The sequence below is a fragment of the Corynebacterium sp. HMSC078H07 genome (genome assembly GCF_001812805.1).
Classification (GTDB): domain Bacteria; phylum Actinomycetota; class Actinomycetes; order Mycobacteriales; family Mycobacteriaceae; genus Corynebacterium.
Genome location: NZ_KV810517.1, coordinates 71,510 through 94,608 on the forward strand (window position 1 = coordinate 71,510; position 23,099 = coordinate 94,608).

Genomic DNA, 23,099 nt, shown 5'->3' on the forward strand with positions numbered 1-23,099 from the left:
TTGTCAGATGCCTGCTGCGAACTCGGAGGCGAGGCCAAGAAGGCTAGTTAGGAAGCAAAATCAGTCGAGCCAGCGGCGCTGGCAAGGGATGCGGACCCCACGGTGGCGGAATGGGAAGCGGAGCCGGCAGAGCTATCTGCCTGGCGGGGCAGGGAGCGCGGGACGGCGATGCGGCCGCGGGCAAGGGAGCGGATGAGGTCGCGGCCGGGGACCTCGACAAACGCGTAGGTCGCAGCAGACAGCACGCAACTGACCACCACTGTAAAGACCAGCACCACCGCGAAATCCCAGGCAGAACCGGAGAAGGCCGACACGCCTAAAAGCGGAAAAGCGATGGCCAGCACCGCCACGTGCCACATGAAAACCCCATACGACCAGCGGCCCAGTGCGCGCATCCACTCGGAGGAAAGCCAGCTCTCACGGGGCGCCAGCGCCACCGGCACCACGATGCAGGCCCCGCACACTGCGCCCACCGCGATGCGGCGCGCGAACTCGCCAGGCTCCGGGTGGACCAAGCCCTGCGGCCCGAACCACTCGCGGCTAGCCAGCCACACACACCCCGCGGCCACCGCCCAGCAGACGGCACGCACAATACGTCCAGCGCGTACGCGCACACCGGCCGATTCAGCCTCCGCAGCCAGCATTCCCACCGCGAACCACGAGAAATACGCCGGTGGCCAAATCTGCGTATTGACATCGCCAGATTCATATCCGGCCACAAACGGCAGGAAACCCCAGAACAGACTCAGCACGCCAACACCAGCAATAAGCACCACCCGCGGGCGTGCCGAGAGCTTATCCAACATCCACACCAACAGAGGCAACACCGCGTAGAAGGCGAACTCCACGCTCAACGACCACAATTGCGTCAGCCCAGGCACCAGCCCATCGGCGATATACAGCTGCGTGCCGGTCAGGTTGGTGAGGAGTTGAGGGAGGGTTAAGGGGGAGGCGTCGGGAAGCAAGGCGAGTACCGCCACCACGCACACCAGATACAGAGGCGCCAAGCGCGCCACACGGGAGAGCGCATACTGCCGTGCCGTATGCGCGTGCCGCCGGCGCCACAGCAAGAACCCACTGAGCACGAAGAAGACCGCCACGCCGTAGTCCAAGCGCTCGGCCCAGGCCCAGCCGGTAGCCGTCTGGAAGGACACGTGCGTGACCACGACCGCCAATGCGGCCAGCGCACGCACGCCTTCGAGCTCAGGGAGAAAGCGCATGGCCCACTACGATACTATTTTTGCAGTACATCCCTCGACCGATCGGAGCTGACGTGTTCCTTCGCTCGCGCCTAGCGCAGGTGACGATTGCCGCCGCGGTCTTCCTCATCCTCGGGTCCATCCTGCCGCCGCTGTACAACAACCAGTCGAGGCCCCTAGCCACGGACCTGACCTTCGAAGTCCGCGCGGAACAAGACGGCGCCGCGTTGACCCGGCACACCGCAACCACACCTGTGGACAAGGATGCGGTGGCACGCACACAGTCCACCATGGACCTCACCGTCGATGGCGAGACCGTCGTGCACATCACCGAGGATTCCCTGCTTAACCGCGAATCCACCTATCCGGTCGCCGGCCCCAACACGACGCAGCACATCGAGATCCCGGCTTTTGACCTGCAGGTGGACAACGAGATCGAGCGCGATGGCATGAGCTACTTCTTCCCCGCCGGCGCGGAGCAGCGGTCCTATCCCTTTTTCGATCCCCTGACGCAAAGCGCTAAGCCCATCGATTTCCTTCGCGATGAAAAGCTCGACGGCATCCCCACCTACGTCTTCCACCAGGACGTCGCGCCGGTCTCACTTCTCCAGGTCTTTGGTTTTGATGCCCACCGCGCCGGCCCCGCGGGCGATTTCTACTCGCCGGAGTCCCTGGAGCGCTACCACCTGAAGCCGGCTTCGCACGTCATCCTTGAGCCCTTCTACGCGGTGAGCCGCACGGTGTGGGTGGAGCCCACCACGGGCACCATCGTGAAGGAGGAGCAGCACCCCCGCATCTTCTGGGCAACCGACGCCACCCAGGCCCAGGCTATGGTCGACGCCGATGACACTAAGGAGCGTGCGCTTCTCGACGTCCCCCTCACCTGGTCCCCTGACACCCTCACCGAGCACCTCGACTCGGTGCGCCGGGTGATCGACACGGTGAAGGTCTTGGGTATCGTCGGCTGGCTGGGCAAGGCCATCGGCGTGGTGTTGTTGGCGGTAGCGGCCGCGATGTTCATGCGTGGCCGTAGCCAGAACGCTTAAGGGCGTCTGCCGTGTCCTCCTCGCAGCGATCTGCTCTTGCGACCTCCAGTTCTCGGGCAGTGAAGTGGGCCCTTGGGCTCTGGGGTGGAGTGCTTGTGCTTGCGGTGTGCTGGCCGTTTCTGCTGCCGGGTGAATTCGTGTGGCGCGATATGGTCCTGCTTGACCGGCCAGCTTTGAGCGCCTCTGCCTTCGGTGCCGGCGACCTGCCTGCGCGCAATGCCCCGCAAGATGGCGTGCTCGCTCTTTTCGGCGGTGCGTGGCTGGCTCGAGTTTTCATCCTTGCTGCCGCGAGTGCCTCGGCGTGGGTAGCGTGCCGGTGGGCACGCACGTCTGGCCCGTGGGCCGCATCCGCGGCGATGGCGTGTGCCGTGGCCAACCCCTTCGTCATTGAGCGCCTCCTGCAGGGCCAATGGTCCCTGGTGGTGGCTGCATGGTTAGCACCCGTGATCGCGTGGGGCTGTCTGCAAGGTCGCCCCCGTCTAGCGTGGCTGGCGCTGTGGGCTGCGTCCTTGACGCCCACCGGCGGGCTCTTCGGGGGACTCATCGCGGTTGTCTGTGAGCGCGAAGGGCGAAGAAGGTGGCTCTTTGCGGGCGGCTCGGTGTTGTTGTGGCTGCCGTGGTTGGTTCCAAGCCTCGTGGCTGGACATCCAGCCGCCTTTGGGGACCCCGCCGCCCAGGCCGCGGCCTTCGCCCCGCGCGCAGAAGCCTACGTGGGCACGGTCGGCTCGCTTCTCGGTTTCGGCGGCATCTGGAATGCCGCCGCCGTGCCGGCTTCCCGTGAGAACGGCTTCGCCGTGGCGGGACTAGCGGTCGTCGTCCTCGCCGTCTTGGGCGCCACTCGCCTTCCTCGGCGCGAGCTGCGCCCCCTTGCGGCCCTGGCAGTACTTGGCATGGGCCTGGCCATCCTCGGCGCGCTGGCGCCTGGGGTCACTGCCTTCGCCATCGAGCACATCCCCGGTGCGGGTTTGCTGCGCGATTCCTCCAAGCTCACTCTTCTGGCTTTGCCGCTGGCCGTCGCGGGAATCGGGGCCCTGCGCCACCTACCGGCCGCGCTCGCACTATGCGCCTGCCTGATCCAAGCCCCTGATGCCCCGCGGGAGCTCGTCGTGTTGAAGCCGCGCGAAACGGGCATCGACCGCCAGCTCGTCGAGGAACTCGACGGGCGGCTCACCTTCTTCGCCGACCGCCCCGCCATGGTGCCGCTCGACGACGGCATTGCCCTCGACCCCTACTCCAAGGCGGCGAACAAGCTCGACTCCGGCAAGCTCACCGTCGACGGCGTGACCGTGGATGAGCCATCTCCGCGCTACCTGGCGGCCGCCGAAGCCTGGACCACGCGCGACCTCGCCCGGTTGGAGGAACTCGGCGTGGGCGCAGTAGTCGAGGACGGCCGCATCGTTGCCACCACGAACGCACAACCGGCACCCGTACCGTGGGGGCTTAGCGTCGCATGGTGCGCACTTCCGCTTCTAGCAACTCTTCGAAACGCGCGCCGGTTTTCTCCCACGAAAAAGTAGCCGCCAATTCGCGGGCAGCCTGGCCGAGACGGGTGCGGAGAAGGGGGTCGTCGACAAGCATGCGCACCGCTGAGGCGAACTCTTCCTCACGCTGCACCAGCACACCAGTCTCACCGTCGATAACGCTGTCTTGCAGGCCAAACGCGTACCCTACCGTGGGAACCCCATGTTGGGCTGCCTCCATGACTGCCAGTCCCCAGCCCTCTTTGCGAGACGGCATGAGGTGGACGTCGGCACGCGCGAGCAACGCATGTTTATAGTCCTCGGTGACCTGACCGCGGAAGCGCACGCGGTCCTCCACCCCGTGGGCCCGGGCGTACTCGCGCAGTTGGGATTCCCACCAGCCGGAACCGATGACGTCGAGAAGCGCGCCCGGAATCCTAGCCACGGTGTCCATGGCGTGCTCAATCTGCTTGTGCGGCACGAGGCGCGACAGCGTCACCAGGTGGATCTCAGCCTCGCGCTCCAGGGTAGGCACGTGCTCCGGCAGAGGGTCAAGGCCGTTCTCAATGATGCGCGCACCGTGGATCCCTAGCTTCTCCAGGTCGCGCTTCGAGGCCTCCGAGACCGTCACCCACGTGTTCTCACGGTAGAGCCTTGGCACCACGCGGGATTCCAGGAACCAGCCCAGCCGCGCCAGGACAGGGCCGGCCACCGGCCACTGCTCGCGGTGACAGTGGTGCGTCAGGATCACCACGGGCGCACGAGTAGCCAGGCGCGCGAAAAAGGGGATGCCGTTGTGGGTATCCACCACGACATCAAAGCCGCGCATACCGGGCGCGCCGAACAACATCGCCAACAACGCGCGCGGGTAGACGCTGAACTTGGCGCCGGCGCGCGAATACAGCACACCGTTGCGGCGCTCGCGCTTCGCGGCGTTCATGTGGCGCGCAGTACGAAAGACCACCTCGTGGCCTTGGGCAGCGAGGTACTCGCCGACGCGCTCGAGGTAGCGCTCCGAGCCACCGCCTTGCGGGTGGGTGGAATCGCGCCAACAGAGTAGAAGGATTTTCATGTCGAGGAACTAGCCTAGTGGGTTATGAAACGCACCCGTAGCTTGGCCACCCTGCGCCGCTCTTGGCGGCTGCTGCGCTCTTTCCGCTTCGAGCAGACAGCGCCCGCCATCTTTTATGGTGGTTTGGCTGAGGACACCGCCGCGCTTATCGACGCCCTCTGCCACGACCTCTCCCTCCCCCTCACCGGCGCGCGCGTGCTCGACGTCGGGGGCGGGCCCGGCTATTTCGCTTCCGCCTTTGCCCAGCGCGGGGCCAGCTATGTGGGGCTGGAGCCCGACGTGGGCGAGATGGCCGCCGCTGGCATCGAAGTGGCCCAAGCCATACGCGGCGATGGCACGCGCCTGCCCTTTGCAGATGACACCTTCGACATCACGTATTCCTCCAACGTAGCCGAGCACATCCCGAACCCGTGGGACATGGGCGAGGAGATGCTGCGCGTGACCAAGCCCGGCGGGCTGGTGATCCTCAGCTACACAGTGTGGCTGGGGCCTTTCGGCGGGCACGAGACCGGCCTGTGGGAGCACTACGTGGGAGGCGAGTTCGCCCGCGACCGCTATACCCGCCGCCATGGCCACCCGCCGAAGAACGTCTTCGGCACCTCACTCTTCGCGCTCTCCGCTCGTGAGGGCTTGGACTGGGCGCGGGGCGTGACGTCGCAAGGCTCGCAGCTCGTCGCCGCCTTCCCGCGGTACCACCCGTGGTGGGCATGGTGGGTGACCAAAGTACCGGTTGTGCGCGAGTTCCTCACCTCCAACCTGGCCCTCGTCTTGCGCGCTTAACCCCCGTAAAACGCCGAATGCTCCCCCGCAGGGGAGCATTCTTAACAGTAAAGGTTAGGAGGCAGCCTCAACGCGCTCCTTGAGCGCCTTGAACTGGTCCCACACCTCAGACGGCACGCGGGAACCCAAGAAGTGCAGGTATTCCTTGTTATCTTCCATGTCGCCAGCCCAATCGGCCGGGTTCACGGCAAGGGCCTCGCGGACGTCTTCGATGTCGAAGTCTAGACCGGTGAGGTCGATATCCTCCGGGCGGGCGGTGTGGCCCACGACGGTCTCGACGGCGTCGACGTTGCCCTCGATGCGGTCCACGATCCACTTGAGAACGCGGGAGTTCTCGCCGAAGCCCGGCCACAGGAAGCGGCGGTCCTCGCCACGGCGGAACCAGTTGACCAGGAAGATCTCCGGCATGCGGTCGCCGCCGTTTTCACCCATGTCGATCCAGTGCTGTAGGTAGTCACCAGCGTTGTACCCCATGAACGGCAGCATGGCCATCGGGTCATGGCGCAGAGCACCGACCTTGCCCTCAGCGGCAGCGGTCTGGCCAGAGGACAGCAGGGCACCAATCATGGTGCCGTGGTTCCAGTCGAAGGCCTGGGTCACCAGCGGAACGGTATCCGCGCGGCGGCCGCCGAAGAGGATGGCGTCAATCTTGACGCCCTTCCAGTCATCAAACTCCGGCGCGGCGGACGGGCACTGCGTAATCGGCACGCAGTAGCGGGAGTTCGGGTGCGCAGCCTTGGTGGTGGAATCCGGGGTCCAATCGTTGCCATGCCAGTCAATGAGGTGCTCCGGGGCCTCGCCCATTTCCTCCCACCAGACATCGCCGTCGTCGGTCAGCGCGACGTTGGTGAACAGGGTGTTGCCCGGCTCCATCGTCTTCATGGCAATCGGGTTGGAGTCGTAGTTGGTGCCCGGTGCCACACCGAAGAAGCCGTTCTCCGGGTTCACGGCGTACAGGCCATCCTCGCGCAGCTTCATCCAGGCGATGTCATCGCCCACAACCTCAGCCTTCCAGCCCGGGATGGTCGGGGTGATCATGGCCAGGTTGGTCTTACCGCAAGCAGACGGGAAGGCGGCTGCGATGTGGTAGTTCTTGCCCTCCGGGTTGGTGAGCTTGAGGATGAGCATGTGCTCTGCCATCCAGCCCTCTTCCTTCGCCATGACGGAAGCGATACGCAGCGCGTAGCACTTCTTGGCCAGGATGGCATTTCCGCCGTAGCCGGAACCGTAGGACCAAATCTCCTTGGTCGCCGGGAACTGCGTGATGTATTTCTTCTCGTTGCACGGCCACGCGACGTCCTCCTGGCCCGGCTCCAGCGGGGCACCGACGGAGTGCAGAGCGTGGACAAAGTCGCCATTCTCACCAATCTTGTCCAGAGCCTGCTGGCCCATGCGGGTCATGATGCGCATGGACAGCACAACATAAGCGGAGTCAGTAAGCTGCACGCCGAGTTTGGGGTCCGGGTCACTGATGGGGCCCATGCAGAACGGCACGACATACATGGTGCGGCCCTTCATGGAACCTCGGAAGGCCTCGGTCATTTCTTCCTTCATGGCTGCCGGCGGGGCCCAGTTATTGGTCGGGCCTGCGTCCTCGGCAGTCTCGGTGCAGATGAAGGTGCGGGACTCGACACGGGCGACATCCGACGGGTTCGAGCGAGCCAGGTAGGAGTTCGGGCGCTTCTCTTCGTTGAGCTTGATGAGGGTACCCTTCTCCACGAGCTCGGCAGCGAGGCGATCGGCCTCCTCCTGGGAGCCGTCAACGAACACGACCTCTTCCGGCTGGAAGAGCTCGACGCTCTCACTGATCCACGAAATGAGCTTCTCATTCTTCGTGGGCAAGTCACCTACAAGGCCTGGAATAGTTGCGGTCATTTCATATTCTCCTGTGTTCGGTGGGCCAGGGCACTTCTTAGCGTCGGTGGGGATTTTCTCCACCATCGACGTCTCGCCTTCCAGAGTACGGACGCTGGTGATACCAAGATGTGTAATAAGGGCCACCCTGGTTATATCCACCCAGCTCACGCCGACTATCCCAAGGGTATAGGACTGTGAAATACAGCACGGCAGGGAGAAACTCACCCCTGCACGGGGGTGAAAAATCCTCTATCGGCACGTACCGTACGGCCGTACTCTTACCCCCGACTCGCCCGATCGGGCATCACCCGGGCGTCCCGCACGGCGCGGCACGTTGCCTCAAACCCCTGCTTAAGGGAAAGATATAAGCCGATGAATAGCGCAGACTCTTCCCAGAACCCCGCCGCCGAGATGCCCCATGGCCGCGGTCTCCAGACGGACTTCAATGCAGAGTTCAACAACGATCTGGACTACCCACGCCTTGGCAACGTCACCTTCCGCCGCGGCACCCTGACTGACAACCAGAACGCCCTCTTCGAGGAACACTGGCCCAAGCTGGGGCAGATGCTTGCCGACGTCCCCCTCGACATCCCCTCTTGGTTCGGCCGCGAGGGTGCGAAGACCATCGTGGAGATCGGCTCCGGAACCGGTACCTCAACCGCAGCGATGGCGCCACTGGAGCAGGACACCAACATCATCGCAGTGGAACTTTACAAGCCGGGCCTGGCCAAGCTGCTGGGCTCCATCGTGCGCAATAATATTGAGAACATCCGCATGGTGCGCGGCGATGGCATCGAGGTGCTTATGCGCATGTTCGCGCCCGAGTCCTTGGATGGCATCCGCATCTTCTTCCCGGACCCGTGGCCCAAGGCCCGCCACCACAAGCGCCGCATTATCCAGTCCGGCACGCTCAACCTCTTTGCCTCCCGCCTGAAACCCGGCGGCGTGCTCCACGTGGCCACCGACCATGCCGGCTACGCCGAGTGGATTAACGAGCTCGTTGAGGTCGAGCCCTCCCTGGATTACAAGGGCTGGCCCTGGCCGGAATGCCCCATCCTCACCGACCGCCAGGTCATCACCAAGTTCGAGGGCAAAGGCCTAGATAAGGAACACGTCATCACCGAGTACCTGTGGGAGAAAAAGTAATGGCCGGCACCTATCTTCTGGTGTGGGATGCACCCAACATGGACATGGGGCTCGGCGCCATCCTCGGCGGGCGACCCACCTCCGCACACCGCCCGCGTTTTGATGCGATTGGCCGCTGGCTGGTGGAGCTGGCCTTCGACAACGACGCCACTCCCGAAGCCGCCGTCTTCACCAACGTCACTCCCGGCGGCGCCGACGTCATCCGCCCATGGGTGGAAGCCATCCGCAATGTTGGATTTGCCGTCTTTGCCAAGCCAAAGCTGCACGAGGACGATGACGTCGACCCCGACATGGTCGAATACATCAAGGCCAACCGCGAGAACCTCTCCGGTGTCATCGTCGCCTCAGCCGACGGCCAGAACTTCCAGCACCTGCTGGAACAGCTCTCTGCTTCCGGCCTGCCCACCTGCGTCCTCGGCTTCCACGAGCACGCCTCCTGGGCTGTGACCCATCCGGAGATTGAGTTCGTCGACCTCGAAGACATCGAGGGTGTCTTCCGCGAACCGCTGCCACGCGTTAACCTGGATAATCTGCCTCCAGGCGGCGCCTGGCTGCAGCCTTTCCGCCCGCTGTCCGCGCTGCTTCCGGACCGCGCGCCCGAGCACAGTTAGGAGCCGCATGTTTTATTCTTGGGGCCGCTTCTCCTACGCCCACCGCAAGGTCATCCCGCTTATCATCGTCGGGCTCATCCTCGGCCTCTTCTTCGGCTTCGGCACCCGCCTGGGTGACCGGATGAGTCAGGAGGGCTGGGAGGACCCGGGGGCGGCGTCGACAAGCGCTGCACAGATCGAACTGGAGACCTTCGGCCGGGACAATTCCGGCGACGTCATCCTGCTTTTCGACGACCCCGAAACCCACGCCGCCGAGGCCAAATCCTTTCTGGATGACCTCAAGGCTCAGCATCCGGAACAGATCGACTCCGTCACCAGCTACTTTGATAAGCGCAACCCGAACCTCATCACGCAGGACCACTCCACGGCATTCGCCGCCATCGGGCTCAAAGGCGACGGCGAGCAGACCCTCAAGGACTTCCGCGCCATTGAGGAGTCGCTGCACTCCAGCGACTTGCCGGTCCAGGTAGCGGGCGCCACCGCCGTGGCCGATGCGCTCGACGAGGGCATGGCCGAGGACATCTCCCGCGCGGAGAAGGCCGCCCTGCCGCTCGTGGGCCTGCTGCTGCTCATCGTCTTCGGTTCCGTCGTCGCGGCTTTCATGCCGCTCGTCGTGGGTGGCCTGTCCATCCTGGGCTCTCTGGGCATCCTCTCCATCTTGGCTGGCTTCCAGCAGGTCAACGTGTTCGCACAAGCCGTGGTCACGCTGCTGGGCTTGGGTCTGGCCATCGACTACGGCCTGTTCATGGTGTCGCGCTTCCGCGAGGAGCTGGACAAGGGCCGCGATACCAAGGAGGCCGTGGCGATCACCACCGCTACTGCGGGTCAGACCGTGGTTTTCTCCGCCGCCATGGTGGCCGTGTCCCTCTCCGGGCTCTTCCTTTTCCCGCAGGCCTTCCTCAAGTCCGTGGCCTATGGCTCCATCTCCGCGGTGGGCCTGGCCGCGCTGCTGTCGGTCATGGTGCTGCCGTCCCTGTTCGGCATGCTGGGCCACAACATCGATAAGTGGACCGTGCGCAAGACCTCGCGCCGCGGGCGCCGCATTGAGGACACGTGGTGGTACAAGCTGCCGCGCTGGGCCATGCGCCGCGCAGGTCTCATGACCGCCGCCATTTGCGCCCTGCTCATCGCGCTCACCCTGCCGGTGCTGGGCGTGAAATTTGGAGGCATCAACGAAACCTACCTGCCGCCGGATAACGATGTGCGCGTGGCCCAGGACCAGTTCAACAAGGACTTCCCCTCCTTCCGCACCGAACCGGTCAAGCTCGTGGTGAAGAATGCCACGAATGAGCAGCTTGTGGACGTCGTCATGCAGGCCCGCTCCATCCAGGGCCTTACCGAGCCGATGGGCCCGAAGACCGCGACTGTCGACGGCACCACCGTCCTCGGCGCCGGCATCCAAGACCGCGAGGACTACGCACGCATCGTCCACGAACTCGAGGACATCGAGGCGCCGGAGGGCGTGGAGCTCTACGTCGGCGGCACCCCGGCCATGGAGGTCGAGTCCCTCGACGCGCTCTTTGAGACCCTCCCCTGGATGGCCCTCTACGTGGTGCTGGCCACCTTCCTCCTCATGGCGCTGGTCTTCGGCAGCTTCATCCTGCCGCTCAAGGCCATCATCATGACGCTGCTTTCCCTGGGTGCCACGCTGGGCATTCTGACGCTCATGTTCGTCGATGGCCTCGGCTCCGGCCTGCTCAACTTCACCGCCGGTCCGCTCATGAGCCCGATTCTGGTGCTCATCATCGCCATCGTCTTTGGTCTCTCCACGGACTATGAGGTCTTCTTGGTCTCGCGCATGGTGGAAGCCCGCCGCCGCGGTGCGTCCACCGATGAGGCCATCGCTGCGGGCACCGCGCACACGGGTGGCATCATCACGGCAGCTGCGCTCATCATGATTGTCGTGGCGGGAGCCTTTGGCTTCTCCGACATCGTCATGATGAAGTACATCGCCTTCGGCATGATTTTCGCCCTGCTTATCGACGCCACCATCGTCCGCATGCTCCTCGTCCCCGCCGTCATGCACCTGCTTCGCGAAGACAACTGGTGGGCCCCGCGCTTCCTTACCCGCCTGACCCATCGCCTCGGCGGCGACAACGCTCCAGCTGCCAATCCGGCAGAACAGGTCGAGGAGGCGTCGGCAAGCGATGCTCCTGTACGTGGTGACCGCAGCGCCGACACGGATGAGGAGCTCATCCCCTTCACCGAACTGATGCAGCGCCTCAACTCGACGGATAGACGATGAACAAGAAGTGGCTCACCTGGATAATCTCCCTGGTTATCCTGGCCGCGCTGGCGTGGTTCTTTCGTGACCAGCTCGACTTCATCACCGAAGGCCTGCGCCGCCTGCGCCACGCCGAGCCGCTGCCGGTGGTGCTCGTCGTGGTGTTTGCGCTGCTCTCCATCGCGGGCATGGCCGAGGTGATGAAGCGGCTCATCGGCGCCGGCGGCGTCAAGGTGCCGCTGCGCGAAACCTACGCCATCACGCTGGCCTCCAACGCGTGGTCCACGACGCTGCCCGCGGGCCCTGCCTTTTCGGCCTTGCTCACCTTCCAGGTGCAGCGCCGCTGGGGCGCGTCGGTGGCGCTGTGCAGTTATTTCCTGTTTTTGTCCTCGATCATTAGCTCGATGTTCCTCGCGCTCATTGGGCTCGGTGGGGTATTTTTCCTCAACGCCGATATGGCTTTGGGTTCGCTGATCACGACTATCGTCCTGATGCTCGCGGCACTCGGCGGGATCTTCTGGCTAACCTCGCACCCAGTGACCCTCGAGCGCTGGCTGCGCAAACTGCGCCCCGGGTCGGCGCGAGATCGGGCCATTGAGGAGATCCGCAACCTCGGCGAGGTCCACCTCTCACGAGGACCTTTCGCCATCGTGGCGGGGGCGTCGCTGGTGCACCGACTGGCTGATATGGGTGCACTGTGGGCATCCGTGTGGGCAATGACCGGGGAGATCCCCTGGCTGCGTGCGGGTGCTGATGACACCACCATCGCTGGCGTAGCCTTAGCCTTCCTCGCCGCGAAGCTGGCCGGTTCCGCGCAGGTCACGCCGGGCGGTGTGGGCACGGTTGAGGCCGCCCTCATCACCCCGCTGGTGGCCACGGGCCTGACCGTGGTGCACGCCACCTCCGCGGCCATCATCTACCGGCTTATTTCTTTTGCGCTCATCACTATCATTGGATGGGTCATCTATTTCGCCCACTACGCCCGCGATGGCTTCTCTTACGCGGCGTTGAACCGGAAGGAATCCTAAATGCGCGTTGCCCCGCTTATCGACGTCCTCGCTCTCGCCCTCTTCGCCATCCTCGCCCGCCTAGCGCACGGTGGATTGAGTTTCAGCTCGTGGGTCGATGCCTTCTGGCCGTGGACTGTGGGCGCGCTCGTGGGCTGGGTCATCATCATGGCCGCGAAGTTGGGCGGCCTGTGGAAGCAGGGCGCTGTGGTGTGGGTTAGCGCCATTGTTGGCGGCATGGCCCTGTGGATGCTGGTCAACGGGCGCCTGCCGCACTGGTCCTTCCTCATCGTGGCCACGGTCATGTCCGCGCTGCTGCTCTTCGGCTGGCGCGGCATCGCGGCCTTTGCATCCCGCTCCCGCGCTTAGTATCCGGCTTCGCCATTTCCTCTAGCCTGTTTTCTTCCCTTCACAAGACGCGCTCACGTGTTAGGGAGGCACCCGCCAGCCAGGCTTGCCACGCTTACAACCAACCATAGTCACCCCCTTTGAGCTGGGAGTTTGCCGTTCCAGTTGCGGGGTAGGTGGAGCGGGTTTAAGGTGTGAGGCATGAAGTTGGGGGACTTACTCGGGGTACTCGCTCGCGGCATGCACGTCGTTTCTTTGTGCGCGGGCCACACGCTCGATGAGATGATCGCACTTGGCGCGACTCCTCGGGTGGCACGGCAGTTAGATGCGCTCCTCCGCGTCTATTTCGGGCAGACTGCCTACACCGCCAAGCAGCGCCGCGCGCGGGAGACCACTCACGCGCTTGATACGCTGCTCACCATCGAGCGCCACGTCGCGCGCGTGAAAGATTCCCGCAAAGCCTGGGACCTGCGGGTGGAATTGTGCGAAACACCAGTGGGAGAGGTTGCGGGTGTGGCGAAGCGCCGGCTTGCCGAGCTCACCCCGAAGCCCAGCCCTGGTGTCCGTGTGCGCCGCAGCGCTACCGGTCTGCACAGCATCACGATTACGGACCGTCCACGAGCGATCGCCGACATGGTGGGCACGCTTCGGGCGACAAACGACGACCTGCTCAAAGCCGCCCACGAGGTCTTTGAGGGCGGCGGCGCCCCCGCGCCGGCGCTGCATGCCCATGTCATCGTGCGCCTCGACGAGCTGGACACAATTGTGCGTGGCGAAGGCGATGACATCATTCTGCAGGCCACCGACGGCGGCACGATGACCGGCGCGGAGTTCGTGCGCACGAAGTTTGCCGAGCGCGGCTTCGTTACCCTCATCCACCCCACCCTGGGCCCGGTGAATCTCTACGGCACGAGCCGCTTCGCTAACGACAAGATGCGGCTCATGTTGGGCGCGGAGCATCCGACGTGCGCGTGGTTTGGTTGTAATAAACCCGTCACGGAATGCCAAATGCACCACATACAACGCTGGCAAGATGGCGGGCCTACCAACATCGCCAATCTGGTGCCTTTATGCCAGTATCACAACGCAATTAACGACGACGATCCCACTCGCCCCACCGGCCGGGGTCGGGTCGACCGCATCAACGGCAGAGTCCATTGGTTGCCGCCCGGTGGCGGTCCTCCAGTTCCCAGCCCCAGTCCTGCCTGGCCCTAAAACACGGATCGAAAAAGCCCCTCCACCAGGAGGGGCTACAGGTGTTGGCTTACTTCGAGCTCAGGGAGGAGCCGGAGACGGTAACACCGGCGCGGTTGAGCAGCATGATGACGAGGTTGATGATGTCGCCACCGAGGTCAATAACGCTAGACAGCATGAGAGTTCTCCTTTATTCGATTACCTAGACTTAATGTCTATCGTGCGAGGATGCCTTTGACGTTACGCCTTACGCGAAAAATCCGGCAGTTTGTGGGGAATGGCCCTAACCGGCCACAGCCCTCCCACCCAGCACCGCGGCAGGACCGCGGCAAGCCAGAGGGTTGACCACCCCCAGTAGAGAATTCGGCAGGGCAACCATCCCGCCGGCGCGGGCGATGGGCTAAAGCGGGGAGATGGTGTGCTTCTTGGGCAGATCCTTCTCTTGCTTATCGGCCAGCTGGCGCAGCGCGCGGCGCAGGGCTAGGCGCGACTCGGAGGGCTTAATCATGCCATCGAGGTAGCCGCGCTCCGCAGCGACATAGGGCGCGGTCATGGTCTCGTCGTAGAAGTCCATGAACATCTTCTTCGTCATCGCGCGCTGCTCCGGGGTTTCGGCGGCCTCGAGCTGCTTGCCGGCAATCATGACCACAGCGGCGGCCGAGCCCATCACGGCGATCTGGGCCGTCGGCCACGCCAGGTTGATATCACCGGTCAGGTTCTTCGAGCCCATCACGGCATAAGCACCGCCATAAGCCTTGCGCACGATGAGCGAGACCTTCGGCACAGTGGCTTCCACCACCGCAAACGCGAACTTCGCGCCGCGGTGAATCAAGCCTGCCTTCTCCTGGTCCACGCCCGGCAGGTAACCCGGCGTATCGACCACGAAGACCAGCGGGATGTTGTAGGCATCGCAAATACGGATAAAACGCCCGCCTTTATCGGCGGCGTCCGCATCGATACAACCCGCCGAATGCATCGGGTTATTCGCCACAAAACCCACGGCTTTGCCATCAATGCGGCCAAAAGCAGTGATGACGTTGGGGGCGTAGTTTTCCTGGATTTCGATGAGCTCGTCGTCGTCGCCAAGCTGCGTGAGCAGGTCCATCATGTCGTAGCCGGCATTCGTGTCATCCGGCATGAAGGAATCCAACTCGGTGTCCTGGGCCACCTCTTCATCAGACGGCGCGTCGAAGACCGGCGCCTCATCGAAGCAGGTCAACGGCAAATGATCCAGCAAGTCACGAACCAAATCGAAGGCATCATCCTCCGAGGGCACCACAACGGAGACGTTGCCGTTGAGCTCCTGCTGGCGGGCGGAACCTAGGTCGTGGGAAGAAATCTCCTCGCCCGTGACCTCCTTGATCACGTTCGGGCCCGTCACGTACATCTCCGCCTCACCATCGACGGCGATGATAAAGTCCGTGGTCACCGGCGCATACACCGCGCCACCGGCGGACTTGCCCATCATGATGGAAATCTGCGGGCTGCGGCCACTAAGCGGTAGCTGGCGGCGGGCAATCTCGGAGTACATGGCCAGTGACGTCACCGCGTCCTGGATACGCGCGCCACCGGAATCCTGGATACCGATGACCGGGCAGCCAATCTTGATGGCCAGGTCCATGATGTCGGTGACCTTCTTGCCAAAGGTCACGCCCACGGATCCGCCGTAGACGGTCTTATCGTGCGCGTAAATGCACACCGGGCGGCCATTGATGCGGCCGTGGCCGGTGACCACGCCGTCGGAGTAAATCGCATCCGGGTCGCCGGGGGTCTTGCCCAGGGCGCCGGTTTCGACGAAGGAGCCTTCGTCGAGAAGCGCGGCGATGCGTTGGCGAGGCGTCGAGCGGCCGGCCTCGTCGCGGCGGGCACGGGAGCGCTCGCTGCCGGGGTCCTGGGCACGCTCGAGGCGCTCGCGCAGGTCCGCTAGCTTGTCAGCGGTGCTAGTCACTTGCGAATCTTCTCCTCGATCCAATCCTCCATGTGCTTGCCCACGATACCGATTGCCGGCTCGTCGGGAACCGCCAGGTGGTCGCCCGGCAGCTGCACAATCTCCAGATCCTTCACGATAACGCCCCAGCCGCCGTCCGGGTTAATCTCCGCATACGCCGGCTCGAGCTCGATGGCGCCGTCGTGCATGCGCTCGGAGCGGAAGAGGATGACGGGCACGCTTACCGACGCCCACCTTCCCATATCCAGCGAGCCCAAAATCTGGTTGTCTACGAAGGACGCCCGCTGGTGCTCGAGTACACCGGCAGAGAGGCCGTGTTCAGAGGCGTCGGTGGAGCTGAGGAATTCCGCGAGCATGGCCATGAGCGCATCTTCGCCGACGGTTTCCAGCATTTCGTAGGGCGGCTCGAAGTCAAGACCGTAGGTCTTCTTGGCGAAGGCAGCGTAGCGGCCCCAGCGGGCCTTGGTTTCCTCCAGCGTCTTCGGTGCCGGATGCGCCGGCTGGGTGGTATCCAGCAGAGCGATGAAGGCCACCTCAGCCGCATCCTCGCCGCGGGCTGCGCGCTCCTGGAGCTGGTAGGCCACCTCATAGGCCAGCGCGCCGCCGAAGGACCAGCCGCCGAGCACGACCTTGCGGCCGCGCGCGTAGTGCAGGATGTCCTCAATGTAGGCGGCGGCGCGATCCTCCAGGCTGCCTTCGAGGCGCTCGACGCCGTAGACGGCGACGTCGGCAGGCAGGCGGCGGGTCAGCGGCTGGTAGACCACCGTGGTGCCGCCGGCCGGGTGGAACATGAAGACTGCTGGGCCATCGGCCTCGCGCAGCACACGGATGTTGCCCTCGACCTCGGTCTCGAGGCCCTCGCGGACGAGGTCCGCCAGGTTCTCCAGCGCTTCGGCCTCCTGAACCTGCTGCGCGGTGACCTCGATGCCGGCGCGCTCGGTGAGGCGCTCGGCAATCTTCTCTGCTATCTCATCGCTGACCTGCGGCAGCGCGGAAGTCACGCCGGCGGCGGCCTTGCCCGTAAAGGTGGCCCAGGTACCGAAGACCATGCGCTCGGAGGCATCGCGCGGGGCCACGCCCACGCCTTCGTGCTCCTCGCCGCTATTTTCGCCGCGCAGCCCATCCGCGCCGTCCTTCGCGCTCACCGTGGAAGCGTCTGGGGTGGTGTCGTCGCTCTCGGTGAGCGCGAAGGGTGCGGTGCGAGCGTCAGCGGTGTGAGCGTCAGCGGCGTCGGTGGCCGGCGCGGCGGGGTCGGTTTGCTCGGCGACGGCCTCCTCGACCATGGTGATGACGTCGGCGAGGGAGGCGTCGCGAAGCGCCTGCACCTGCAGCGGCGGAATCTGGAAGTCGTTCTCCACGCGGTTCTTGATGCGCATGCCCATGAGCGAATCGAGGCCCAGGTCAATGAGCGGCAGCTCGCGCGGGAGATCGGAGACGTCGTAGCCCATGGACTCCGACACGATGAGCGCCAAGCGCTCCTCCACGCTCTCCTTCTCCGGGTCCCAGCGCACCGCATCAACGCCCACTTCGGGGTCGGCGAACTGCGGCGCGGTCACGGCCTGCGGCAGGCTCGGCTCCGGGGCGGCGACAGGCGCCTCAAGGTTGAGGGTAGAGGCGAAACCTTCCGCGATGAGCTTGGTCGACGCGCCATCCACGTAGTGCACCGCCACGGACAGGCCGCCGAGAGTGCGGCGCACAATGGTGGTGACCTCACCCTTCGCCGGCAGGTCCGCATGTTCCTCGCTGGCGGCAATCTGTGCGCCCGGGGACACGGCCTCGGCGGCAGCCTCTAGGATGGCCAGGGCACTCGGCGCCTGGTCCGCGTTTGTGGAGAAGGCCACGGCGCCCTCCGGCAGGGTGACGCGCGCGCCCGGCAGACCGGAGATACCAGCGGAAGGGCGGGCGTTGGTCCAGAAACGCTGGCGACGGAAGTGGGTCGAGGGGGCGGCAACAAGCGCGCCGGAGCCGAAGACCTTTGTGTAGTCCACTGGGACACCCGCAACGTAGAGCTTGGCCAGCACATCCAGCAGCGACTCGGTGGGGTCCACCTTGCGCTTCAGGCTGTACAGCAGCTGCGCGTCCGCCTTGCCCGCGGCGAAAGCAGTGGACATGAGGCCCATCAGCGCAATCGGGTTCGGGGAAATCTCCACGATTTGGGTATGGCCCGCGTCAAAGGCCGACTCGGTCGCGTCCTGCAGGTAGACGGAGTGGCGAGTCATGCGGATCCAGTAGTCTTCGTCGTGCAGCACAGTGCCCGGACGGTAGGCCTTGCCGCGGTCCACGGAGGAAAACAGCGTGGTATGCAGCGGGCGGGCCTCAATGCCGGCGATTTCGGCATAAAGCTCACCGAGCAGCGGGTCGACGGCAGAGGTATGGCCGGCAGCCTTGACGTTGAGGGCGCGAGCGAACTTGCCCTCACCGTCGAGCTTCTCCACCAGCGCGAGGACCTCCTCGCGCGGGCCGCCCACTGTGGTCATGCCGGGGCCGGTGTAGACGGCGGGCTCGATATTGCCTGGTAGGGCGCCAATCTCCTCGGCGGAGAGTTCGACGACGGCCATGGCGCCTTGTTGATCGTCGGGAAGCGAGGCCTCGCCCTCCCCCATGAGGCGCGCGCGGTGGCAGGCAATGAGCATGGCGTCCTCCGCGGAGATGCCGCCGGACGCGTAGGCCGCGCCGATTTCACCCATGGACATGCCGATCACGCCGGCCGGGCGCACGCCGAAGGCGGCGAACAGGTCCGTCAGCGCAATCTGGATGGCGGTAATCGCCACCTGCGCGGTTTCGGTGTTGTAGGTCTGGGAGTCATCGTGGGCGAGCTCCAGAATGGACCAGCCAGATTCGCGCTGCACAAGGGCGTCGAGTTCGACCAGACGTTCTTTAAACAGCGGCGACATCTCAATCATATCCTTGGCCATCTTGCGGTGCTGGGAGCCGAAGCCGGAGTACATGAAGACCGGGCCGTGCACCGACGGGGAATCCGCCGCGGCGATGCCCACGGAGATGGTTCCTTCAGACACCTGGCGCAGGCGCTTGATGGCCTCCTCGCTTGACGACGCCATCACTACCGCCCGCGAGCGCCCATGATTACGGCGGGCGAGGGTGCGGGCCAGGGAGAGCAGGTTCGGGTTCTCGGCCTCGATGTACTCAACGAGGTCGGCTGCAGCAGTGGCGCGGCGCGAAGGCAGCAGCCCGGAGACCGGCAGGGCAACCGGCTGGCCCTCTCCGACGGCGACCTGCGGGGCAGCCTGGTAGGTCAGCCCGCGGTAATCGGTAAGGACAACGTGGGCGTTGGTGCCGCCGAAGCCGAAGCCGGAGACGCCGGCGATTTTTTGGCCGGAGTATTCGGGCCATTCGCGTGGGTCCTCGACCACTTCGAGGTGCTCAGCGTCAAAGTCGATGTAGCGGTTGGGGCCGGCGTAATTGATGTTCGGCGGGATGACGCCATGGCGCATACCTTCGATGACCTTAATGAGGCCAACCACGCCCGCAGCGGATTCAGAGTGGCCGATATTGGTCTTGGCGGAGCCCAGAAGGGTCGGGGTGGCGGCATGGCGGCCCGGCCCGAGAACACGGCCGAGAGCGGTGGCCTCGATGGGATCACCGAGGATGGTGCCGGTGCCGTGGGCCTCGACGTAGTCCACGTCCTGTGGGCGGATACCGGCGTCGGCGTAGGCGCGCTCGAGGACGTCGACCTGCGCGTCCGGGTTCGGAGCGGTCAGGCCGTTGGAGTGGCCGTCGGAGTTAACGGCAGAGCCCTTGATGACGGCAGCGATGGTGTCACCGTCGCGTTCGGCATCCTCGAGGCGCTTGAGCACGAGAACGCCGGCGGCATCCGCGCGGACGATGCCGTCGGCGTCATCGGAGAACGCATGGATGGCACTGGTGGGCGAGGTGACGCCGAGCTCGCTAAAGCCGATGGAGGCATGCGGCGAGGCCAGGATGTTCACGCCGCCGGCCAGGGCTACGTCGGCCGCGCCGACGCGCAGATCCTTGACTGCCTGGTTGACGGCCACGAGGGAAGCGGAGCAGGCAGTATCCACGTTGAGGGACGGGCCGCGCAGATCGAATGCGTAGGACAGGCGGTTGGCGATGATCGCCGAGGAGGTGCCCGTCATCGCGTAGGGGTGCATCTCTGCTGGGTCGGCGGTGATGAGCATGCCGTAGTCGTTGTTCGTAGAGCCCATGTACACGCCAGTAGCGGTGCCGCGCAGCTGGTTGGCTGGGACCCCGGCGTCCTCGAGGGCCTCCCAGGCCACTTCGAGGAGGATGCGCTGCTGCGGGTCCATGTTGGCAGCCTCGAGCGGGGAGAGACCAAAGAATTCAGCGTCGAAGCTGGCGATGTCATCGATGTAGCCGCCGTCGGTGTTCTGCTGCTCTATCTTCTCGCTGGTGATCGGGTCGGAGGAATACTCCGACCAGCGGCCCACGGGCAGCGGGCCGGTACCAGGCCGGCCCTCCACGAGCATGTTCCAGAATTCGGCGACGTTCTTTGCGCCTGGGAAGCGGCCGGCATAGCCGATGACGGCGATGTCGCCGCCTTCAATTGCGGCCGGGCGCGGCGCCGCCGCTGCTTCCCCTGGCACGCTGTGAGAGGCCCCGTTGACCAGACGCTCCGCCAGCTGCGCAATCGTGGGGTACTCATAGGCCACGGTGGGCTCGAGTTTGATGCCGAGGAGGTTTTCTAATTCACCGGAAAGAACCACGGCGTCGCGCGAGGACAGTCCGAAGTTCTCCAGCGGTTTGGTGTCCGTGATTTCCTCTGCGGAGAGGCCGGTGGTCTGCGCAACCCAGGTGCGCAGCCAGCCACGAAGCTCTTCAACGGTCATAAATCTCTAGCTTTCTAACGCGGACTCTGGTCACAAGGCGGTCGATTTTGCGCAGCACGAAGGCGCGCTCGACGACGCTCCTATACGAGTTATCGGACGATTATCTCACTTCGTTAACTTGGGTTTCATAACCGACATACCCATTGACTCCCCCACCAGCGAAAACTCGCCACAGATCCGCACACTTACGCGCGCACGCGCGCGCGAGGGGGCGGCTTGAGCTGCGCGCACGCGCGCGAGGTGACGCCACCCGCAGGAATCTGCCCCTGTTGGGCTTGGGCTGCGCGGGCGAGTGTTGCGGGGCGCGCGCACGCGCGAGAGCGGGGGTTGCTCTCACGTGGCTCGGTGCGCTCGGTAGGTGCTAGCTAGCCTCATGCACGACAAATCCCACCCAGCCATTGTGAGCAGGGTGGGCAGCGTAGGGCGCAGACTAGGAAGCGAGGTACTCCTTCTTCGCCACGCGGCGGGCAATCTTGCCCGAGGAGGTGCGCTTAATCTCGTTGGCGTTGAACCACTGAATGGCCGCCGGGGTCACGCCGTGGTGCGAGGAGACGGCGGAGCGAATGGCCTCGGAGGCAGCCTCGTCCTCGGCGGGGCTAGCGCCATCAGCACGTTCGATCAGCAGGACAAGCTCTTCGGTACTGCCGCCCTCGACGGAGAAGGCCGCGATGGAATCAGCACGCACGTGGGACGAGGCCTCCTGCACGGTGCCTTCGATATCCTGCGGGTAGTGGTTGCGACCAGCCACCACGATGAGGTCCTTGAGACGGCCCGTGATGTAGACCTGGTTATCCACAATCGCCGCCAAGTCACCAGTAGCAAGCCAGTTGTTGTCCTCCGGAGCATTCGGTACGCGGGACCCTTCAGCCAGGCGCTCGCCCAGCGTGTTGTGGAAGGTGGACGCGGTTTCCTCTTCACGGCCCAAGTAGCCGGCCGCGCGGTTTTCGCCGTGGAGCCAGATTTCGCCCACGAGACCGTCGGCAAGCTCGGCTCGGGTCTCCGGGTCCACGATGGTGAGTTCCTGGGCAATAACGCTCTGACCACAGGAAGCGTAGGCCACGGAGTCCGCAGACTTCTCCACGATGACAGCCTCGCCCTGCGCCAAGCGCTCGCGGTCGAAGTGCGAAATGATGGGGCGCTCCGGGGTCTGCGGCGTGGTGACGATGAGGGATGCCTCCGCCATGCCATAGGACGGGCGCAGGGTTTCGCGGCGCAGACCGTACTCTTCCTTGCCAAAGGTCTCCCAGAAGGAATTCACTGCGCTCTCCGTCACCGGTTCCGAGCCAATCACGATGCCATCGACGGCACTAAAGTCGAGCTCTTCCCCCGCTGCCGGCGCTCCATACCGCGCGGCCAGCTCGAGAGCAAAGTTGGGGACTACGGCGTAGGTGCCCTGCAGGTGGGCGTCGACAGGCTGGCGCTTGAGCTGATCTACCCAGCGCTTGGGCTGCTGGACAAAGTCGCGCGGGGTCATAATCTCCAGGTTAAGCCCCAGAATGGTGACGAAGACAGCAAGGATGATGCCCATATCGTGGTGCATCGGCAGCCAGGAGATCACGCGCGCAGGCAGCTTAATCTGCAGGGCAGTGAAGATCTGCAACACGTTCGTCATGATGTTGCGGTTGGTAAGCAGCACGCCCGCCGGGGTGCGCGTGGAACCGGAGGTGTACTGCAGGAAGGCCGGGTGGTCCACCGGTGCGGTCTGCAGAGCGGCGAGGGCGGCCTTGCCCTCTTCAGTCTCCAACGGGTTCACCCAGCTGGCGGCGAGGGAATCCGGCAGAGAATCAATAGAGATGATGCGCGGACGCTCGGCGGCGGGGCGGTCGGAGAAGTACGCGCGGTTGGCAGCTGCCGAGACATTGTTAGTCAGGACAATCGGCGGGTTGGCATCCCCGAACACCGCGCGCAGGTGGTCAGTGTGGCCCGGCTCGTTCGGGTCATAAAGCGGAATCGGAGTCATGCCTGCATACAAAGCACCAAGGAAGCCGAAGATGTACTCCGGGGAATTGCCGGCCAGGATGGCCACGCGGTCACCCATCTTGCCTACCTGCTGCAAACGCGCGGCCACCACCTTGATGCGGGTGTTGACCTGGGAGCGAGTGAAGTCACGCGGGGTGCCTTCCGGGTTATCAGTGAAGACCCACTGGCGCATGACCGGGCGGTCCGGAATTCCTGCCTGCTGCTCGGCGGCATAAACGTGTTCCGCCAAACCTGCCAAGGTGAGGTGCGGCGGCAGGTTGATGGCGCCCTTCTCGTCGAAGAACTGGCCGATCAATGCTTTCAGGTCCATGTGGGACTCCTTTGTGGGATAGATAGGTCACGTACTTTTGACACTGAAAATATCAGAGAAGGCGTGGCGAATGTTACACGGCGCGCCATTT

15 protein-coding genes are annotated in these 23,099 nt (G+C 64.5%); 9 read left to right on the top strand and 6 right to left on the bottom strand.

All coding sequences use genetic code 11. The features are described 5' to 3' along the window. Window positions 1-47: 47 nt before the first annotated feature. Window positions 48-1,220, bottom strand: coding sequence for an acyltransferase family protein (locus HMPREF2875_RS11550; RefSeq protein WP_070673306.1), 1,173 nt, complete (start codon window positions 1,218-1,220; stop codon window positions 48-50). A gap of 53 nt (window positions 1,221-1,273) precedes the next feature. Between HMPREF2875_RS11550 and HMPREF2875_RS11555 the strand changes: the two genes are divergently transcribed. Continuing rightward, window positions 1,274-2,245, top strand: a complete 972-nt coding sequence (locus HMPREF2875_RS11555; protein ID WP_070673309.1) for a PorA family protein — start codon at window positions 1,274-1,276, stop codon at window positions 2,243-2,245. An 11-nt stretch (window positions 2,246-2,256) separates the two neighbouring features. Next, entirely contained in the window at window positions 2,257-3,762 is a 1,506-nt protein-coding gene (locus HMPREF2875_RS11560) for an MmpA family trehalose lipid delivery protein (RefSeq protein ID WP_210388197.1), read from the top strand. On the opposite strand, the gene HMPREF2875_RS11565 is transcribed toward HMPREF2875_RS11560, so the two are convergent. Continuing rightward, entirely contained in the window at window positions 3,686-4,777 is a 1,092-nt protein-coding gene (locus tag HMPREF2875_RS11565) for a glycosyltransferase family 4 protein (protein WP_070673311.1), read from the bottom strand. The genes HMPREF2875_RS11560 and HMPREF2875_RS11565 overlap by 77 nt on opposite strands. A gap of 24 nt (window positions 4,778-4,801) precedes the next feature. Between HMPREF2875_RS11565 and HMPREF2875_RS11570 the strand changes: the two genes are divergently transcribed. Further along, window positions 4,802-5,557, top strand: a complete 756-nt coding sequence (locus HMPREF2875_RS11570) for a class I SAM-dependent methyltransferase (RefSeq protein ID WP_070673313.1) — start codon at window positions 4,802-4,804, stop codon at window positions 5,555-5,557. A 54-nt stretch (window positions 5,558-5,611) separates the two neighbouring features. Here HMPREF2875_RS11570 and HMPREF2875_RS11575 read toward each other — a convergent pair whose 3' ends face one another. Next, window positions 5,612-7,432 (bottom strand): phosphoenolpyruvate carboxykinase (GTP), encoded by a 1,821-nt coding sequence (locus HMPREF2875_RS11575; protein ID WP_070673422.1) that lies wholly within the window; start codon window positions 7,430-7,432, stop codon window positions 5,612-5,614. Between the two features lie 354 nt (window positions 7,433-7,786). Between HMPREF2875_RS11575 and trmB the strand changes: the two genes are divergently transcribed. The 6 genes from trmB to HMPREF2875_RS11605 all read left to right on the top strand — a co-directional run bounded on the left by trmB (window position 7,787) and on the right by HMPREF2875_RS11605 (window position 13,965). Next, window positions 7,787-8,560 carry a tRNA (guanosine(46)-N7)-methyltransferase TrmB gene (gene trmB / locus HMPREF2875_RS11580; protein WP_070673315.1) on the top strand — a complete coding sequence of 258 codons (774 nt, stop codon included), beginning with the start codon at window positions 7,787-7,789 and terminating at the stop codon, window positions 8,558-8,560. Next, window positions 8,560-9,171 carry an NYN domain-containing protein gene (locus HMPREF2875_RS11585; protein WP_070673316.1) on the top strand — a complete coding sequence of 204 codons (612 nt, stop codon included), beginning with the start codon at window positions 8,560-8,562 and terminating at the stop codon, window positions 9,169-9,171. Before trmB ends, HMPREF2875_RS11585 begins: the two co-directional genes overlap by 1 nt. Window positions 9,172-9,178: 7 nt before the next feature. Then, window positions 9,179-11,416: an MMPL family transporter gene (locus HMPREF2875_RS11590; RefSeq protein WP_070673318.1), complete on the top strand. Its 2,238-nt coding sequence runs from the start codon at window positions 9,179-9,181 to the stop codon at window positions 11,414-11,416. Beyond that, window positions 11,413-12,423 (top strand): lysylphosphatidylglycerol synthase transmembrane domain-containing protein, encoded by a 1,011-nt coding sequence (locus HMPREF2875_RS11595; protein WP_070673320.1) that lies wholly within the window; start codon window positions 11,413-11,415, stop codon window positions 12,421-12,423. Before HMPREF2875_RS11590 ends, HMPREF2875_RS11595 begins: the two co-directional genes overlap by 4 nt. Continuing rightward, a complete protein-coding gene (locus HMPREF2875_RS11600; RefSeq protein ID WP_070673322.1) occupies window positions 12,424-12,771 on the top strand; it encodes a DUF3054 domain-containing protein in 348 nt (115 codons plus the stop codon). Between the two features lie 180 nt (window positions 12,772-12,951). After that, a complete protein-coding gene (locus tag HMPREF2875_RS11605; protein WP_070673324.1) occupies window positions 12,952-13,965 on the top strand; it encodes an HNH endonuclease signature motif containing protein in 1,014 nt (337 codons plus the stop codon). A gap of 379 nt (window positions 13,966-14,344) precedes the next feature. On the opposite strand, the gene HMPREF2875_RS11610 is transcribed toward HMPREF2875_RS11605, so the two are convergent. From HMPREF2875_RS11610 to HMPREF2875_RS11620, 3 genes are all read right to left on the bottom strand, one after another. Beyond that, window positions 14,345-15,892, bottom strand: coding sequence for an acyl-CoA carboxylase subunit beta (locus HMPREF2875_RS11610; RefSeq protein ID WP_042532625.1), 1,548 nt, complete (start codon window positions 15,890-15,892; stop codon window positions 14,345-14,347). Then, window positions 15,889-20,718, bottom strand: coding sequence for a type I polyketide synthase (locus tag HMPREF2875_RS11615; RefSeq protein WP_070673326.1), 4,830 nt, complete (start codon window positions 20,716-20,718; stop codon window positions 15,889-15,891). The genes HMPREF2875_RS11610 and HMPREF2875_RS11615 overlap by 4 nt, the downstream gene beginning before the upstream one ends. A 430-nt stretch (window positions 20,719-21,148) precedes the next feature. Then, the gene (locus HMPREF2875_RS11620; protein ID WP_070673327.1) at window positions 21,149-23,008 is read right to left on the bottom strand and encodes a FadD32-like long-chain-fatty-acid--AMP ligase; all 1,860 of its coding nucleotides are present in this window, start codon (window positions 23,006-23,008) and stop codon (window positions 21,149-21,151) included. Between the last annotated feature and the right edge of the window lie 91 nt (window positions 23,009-23,099).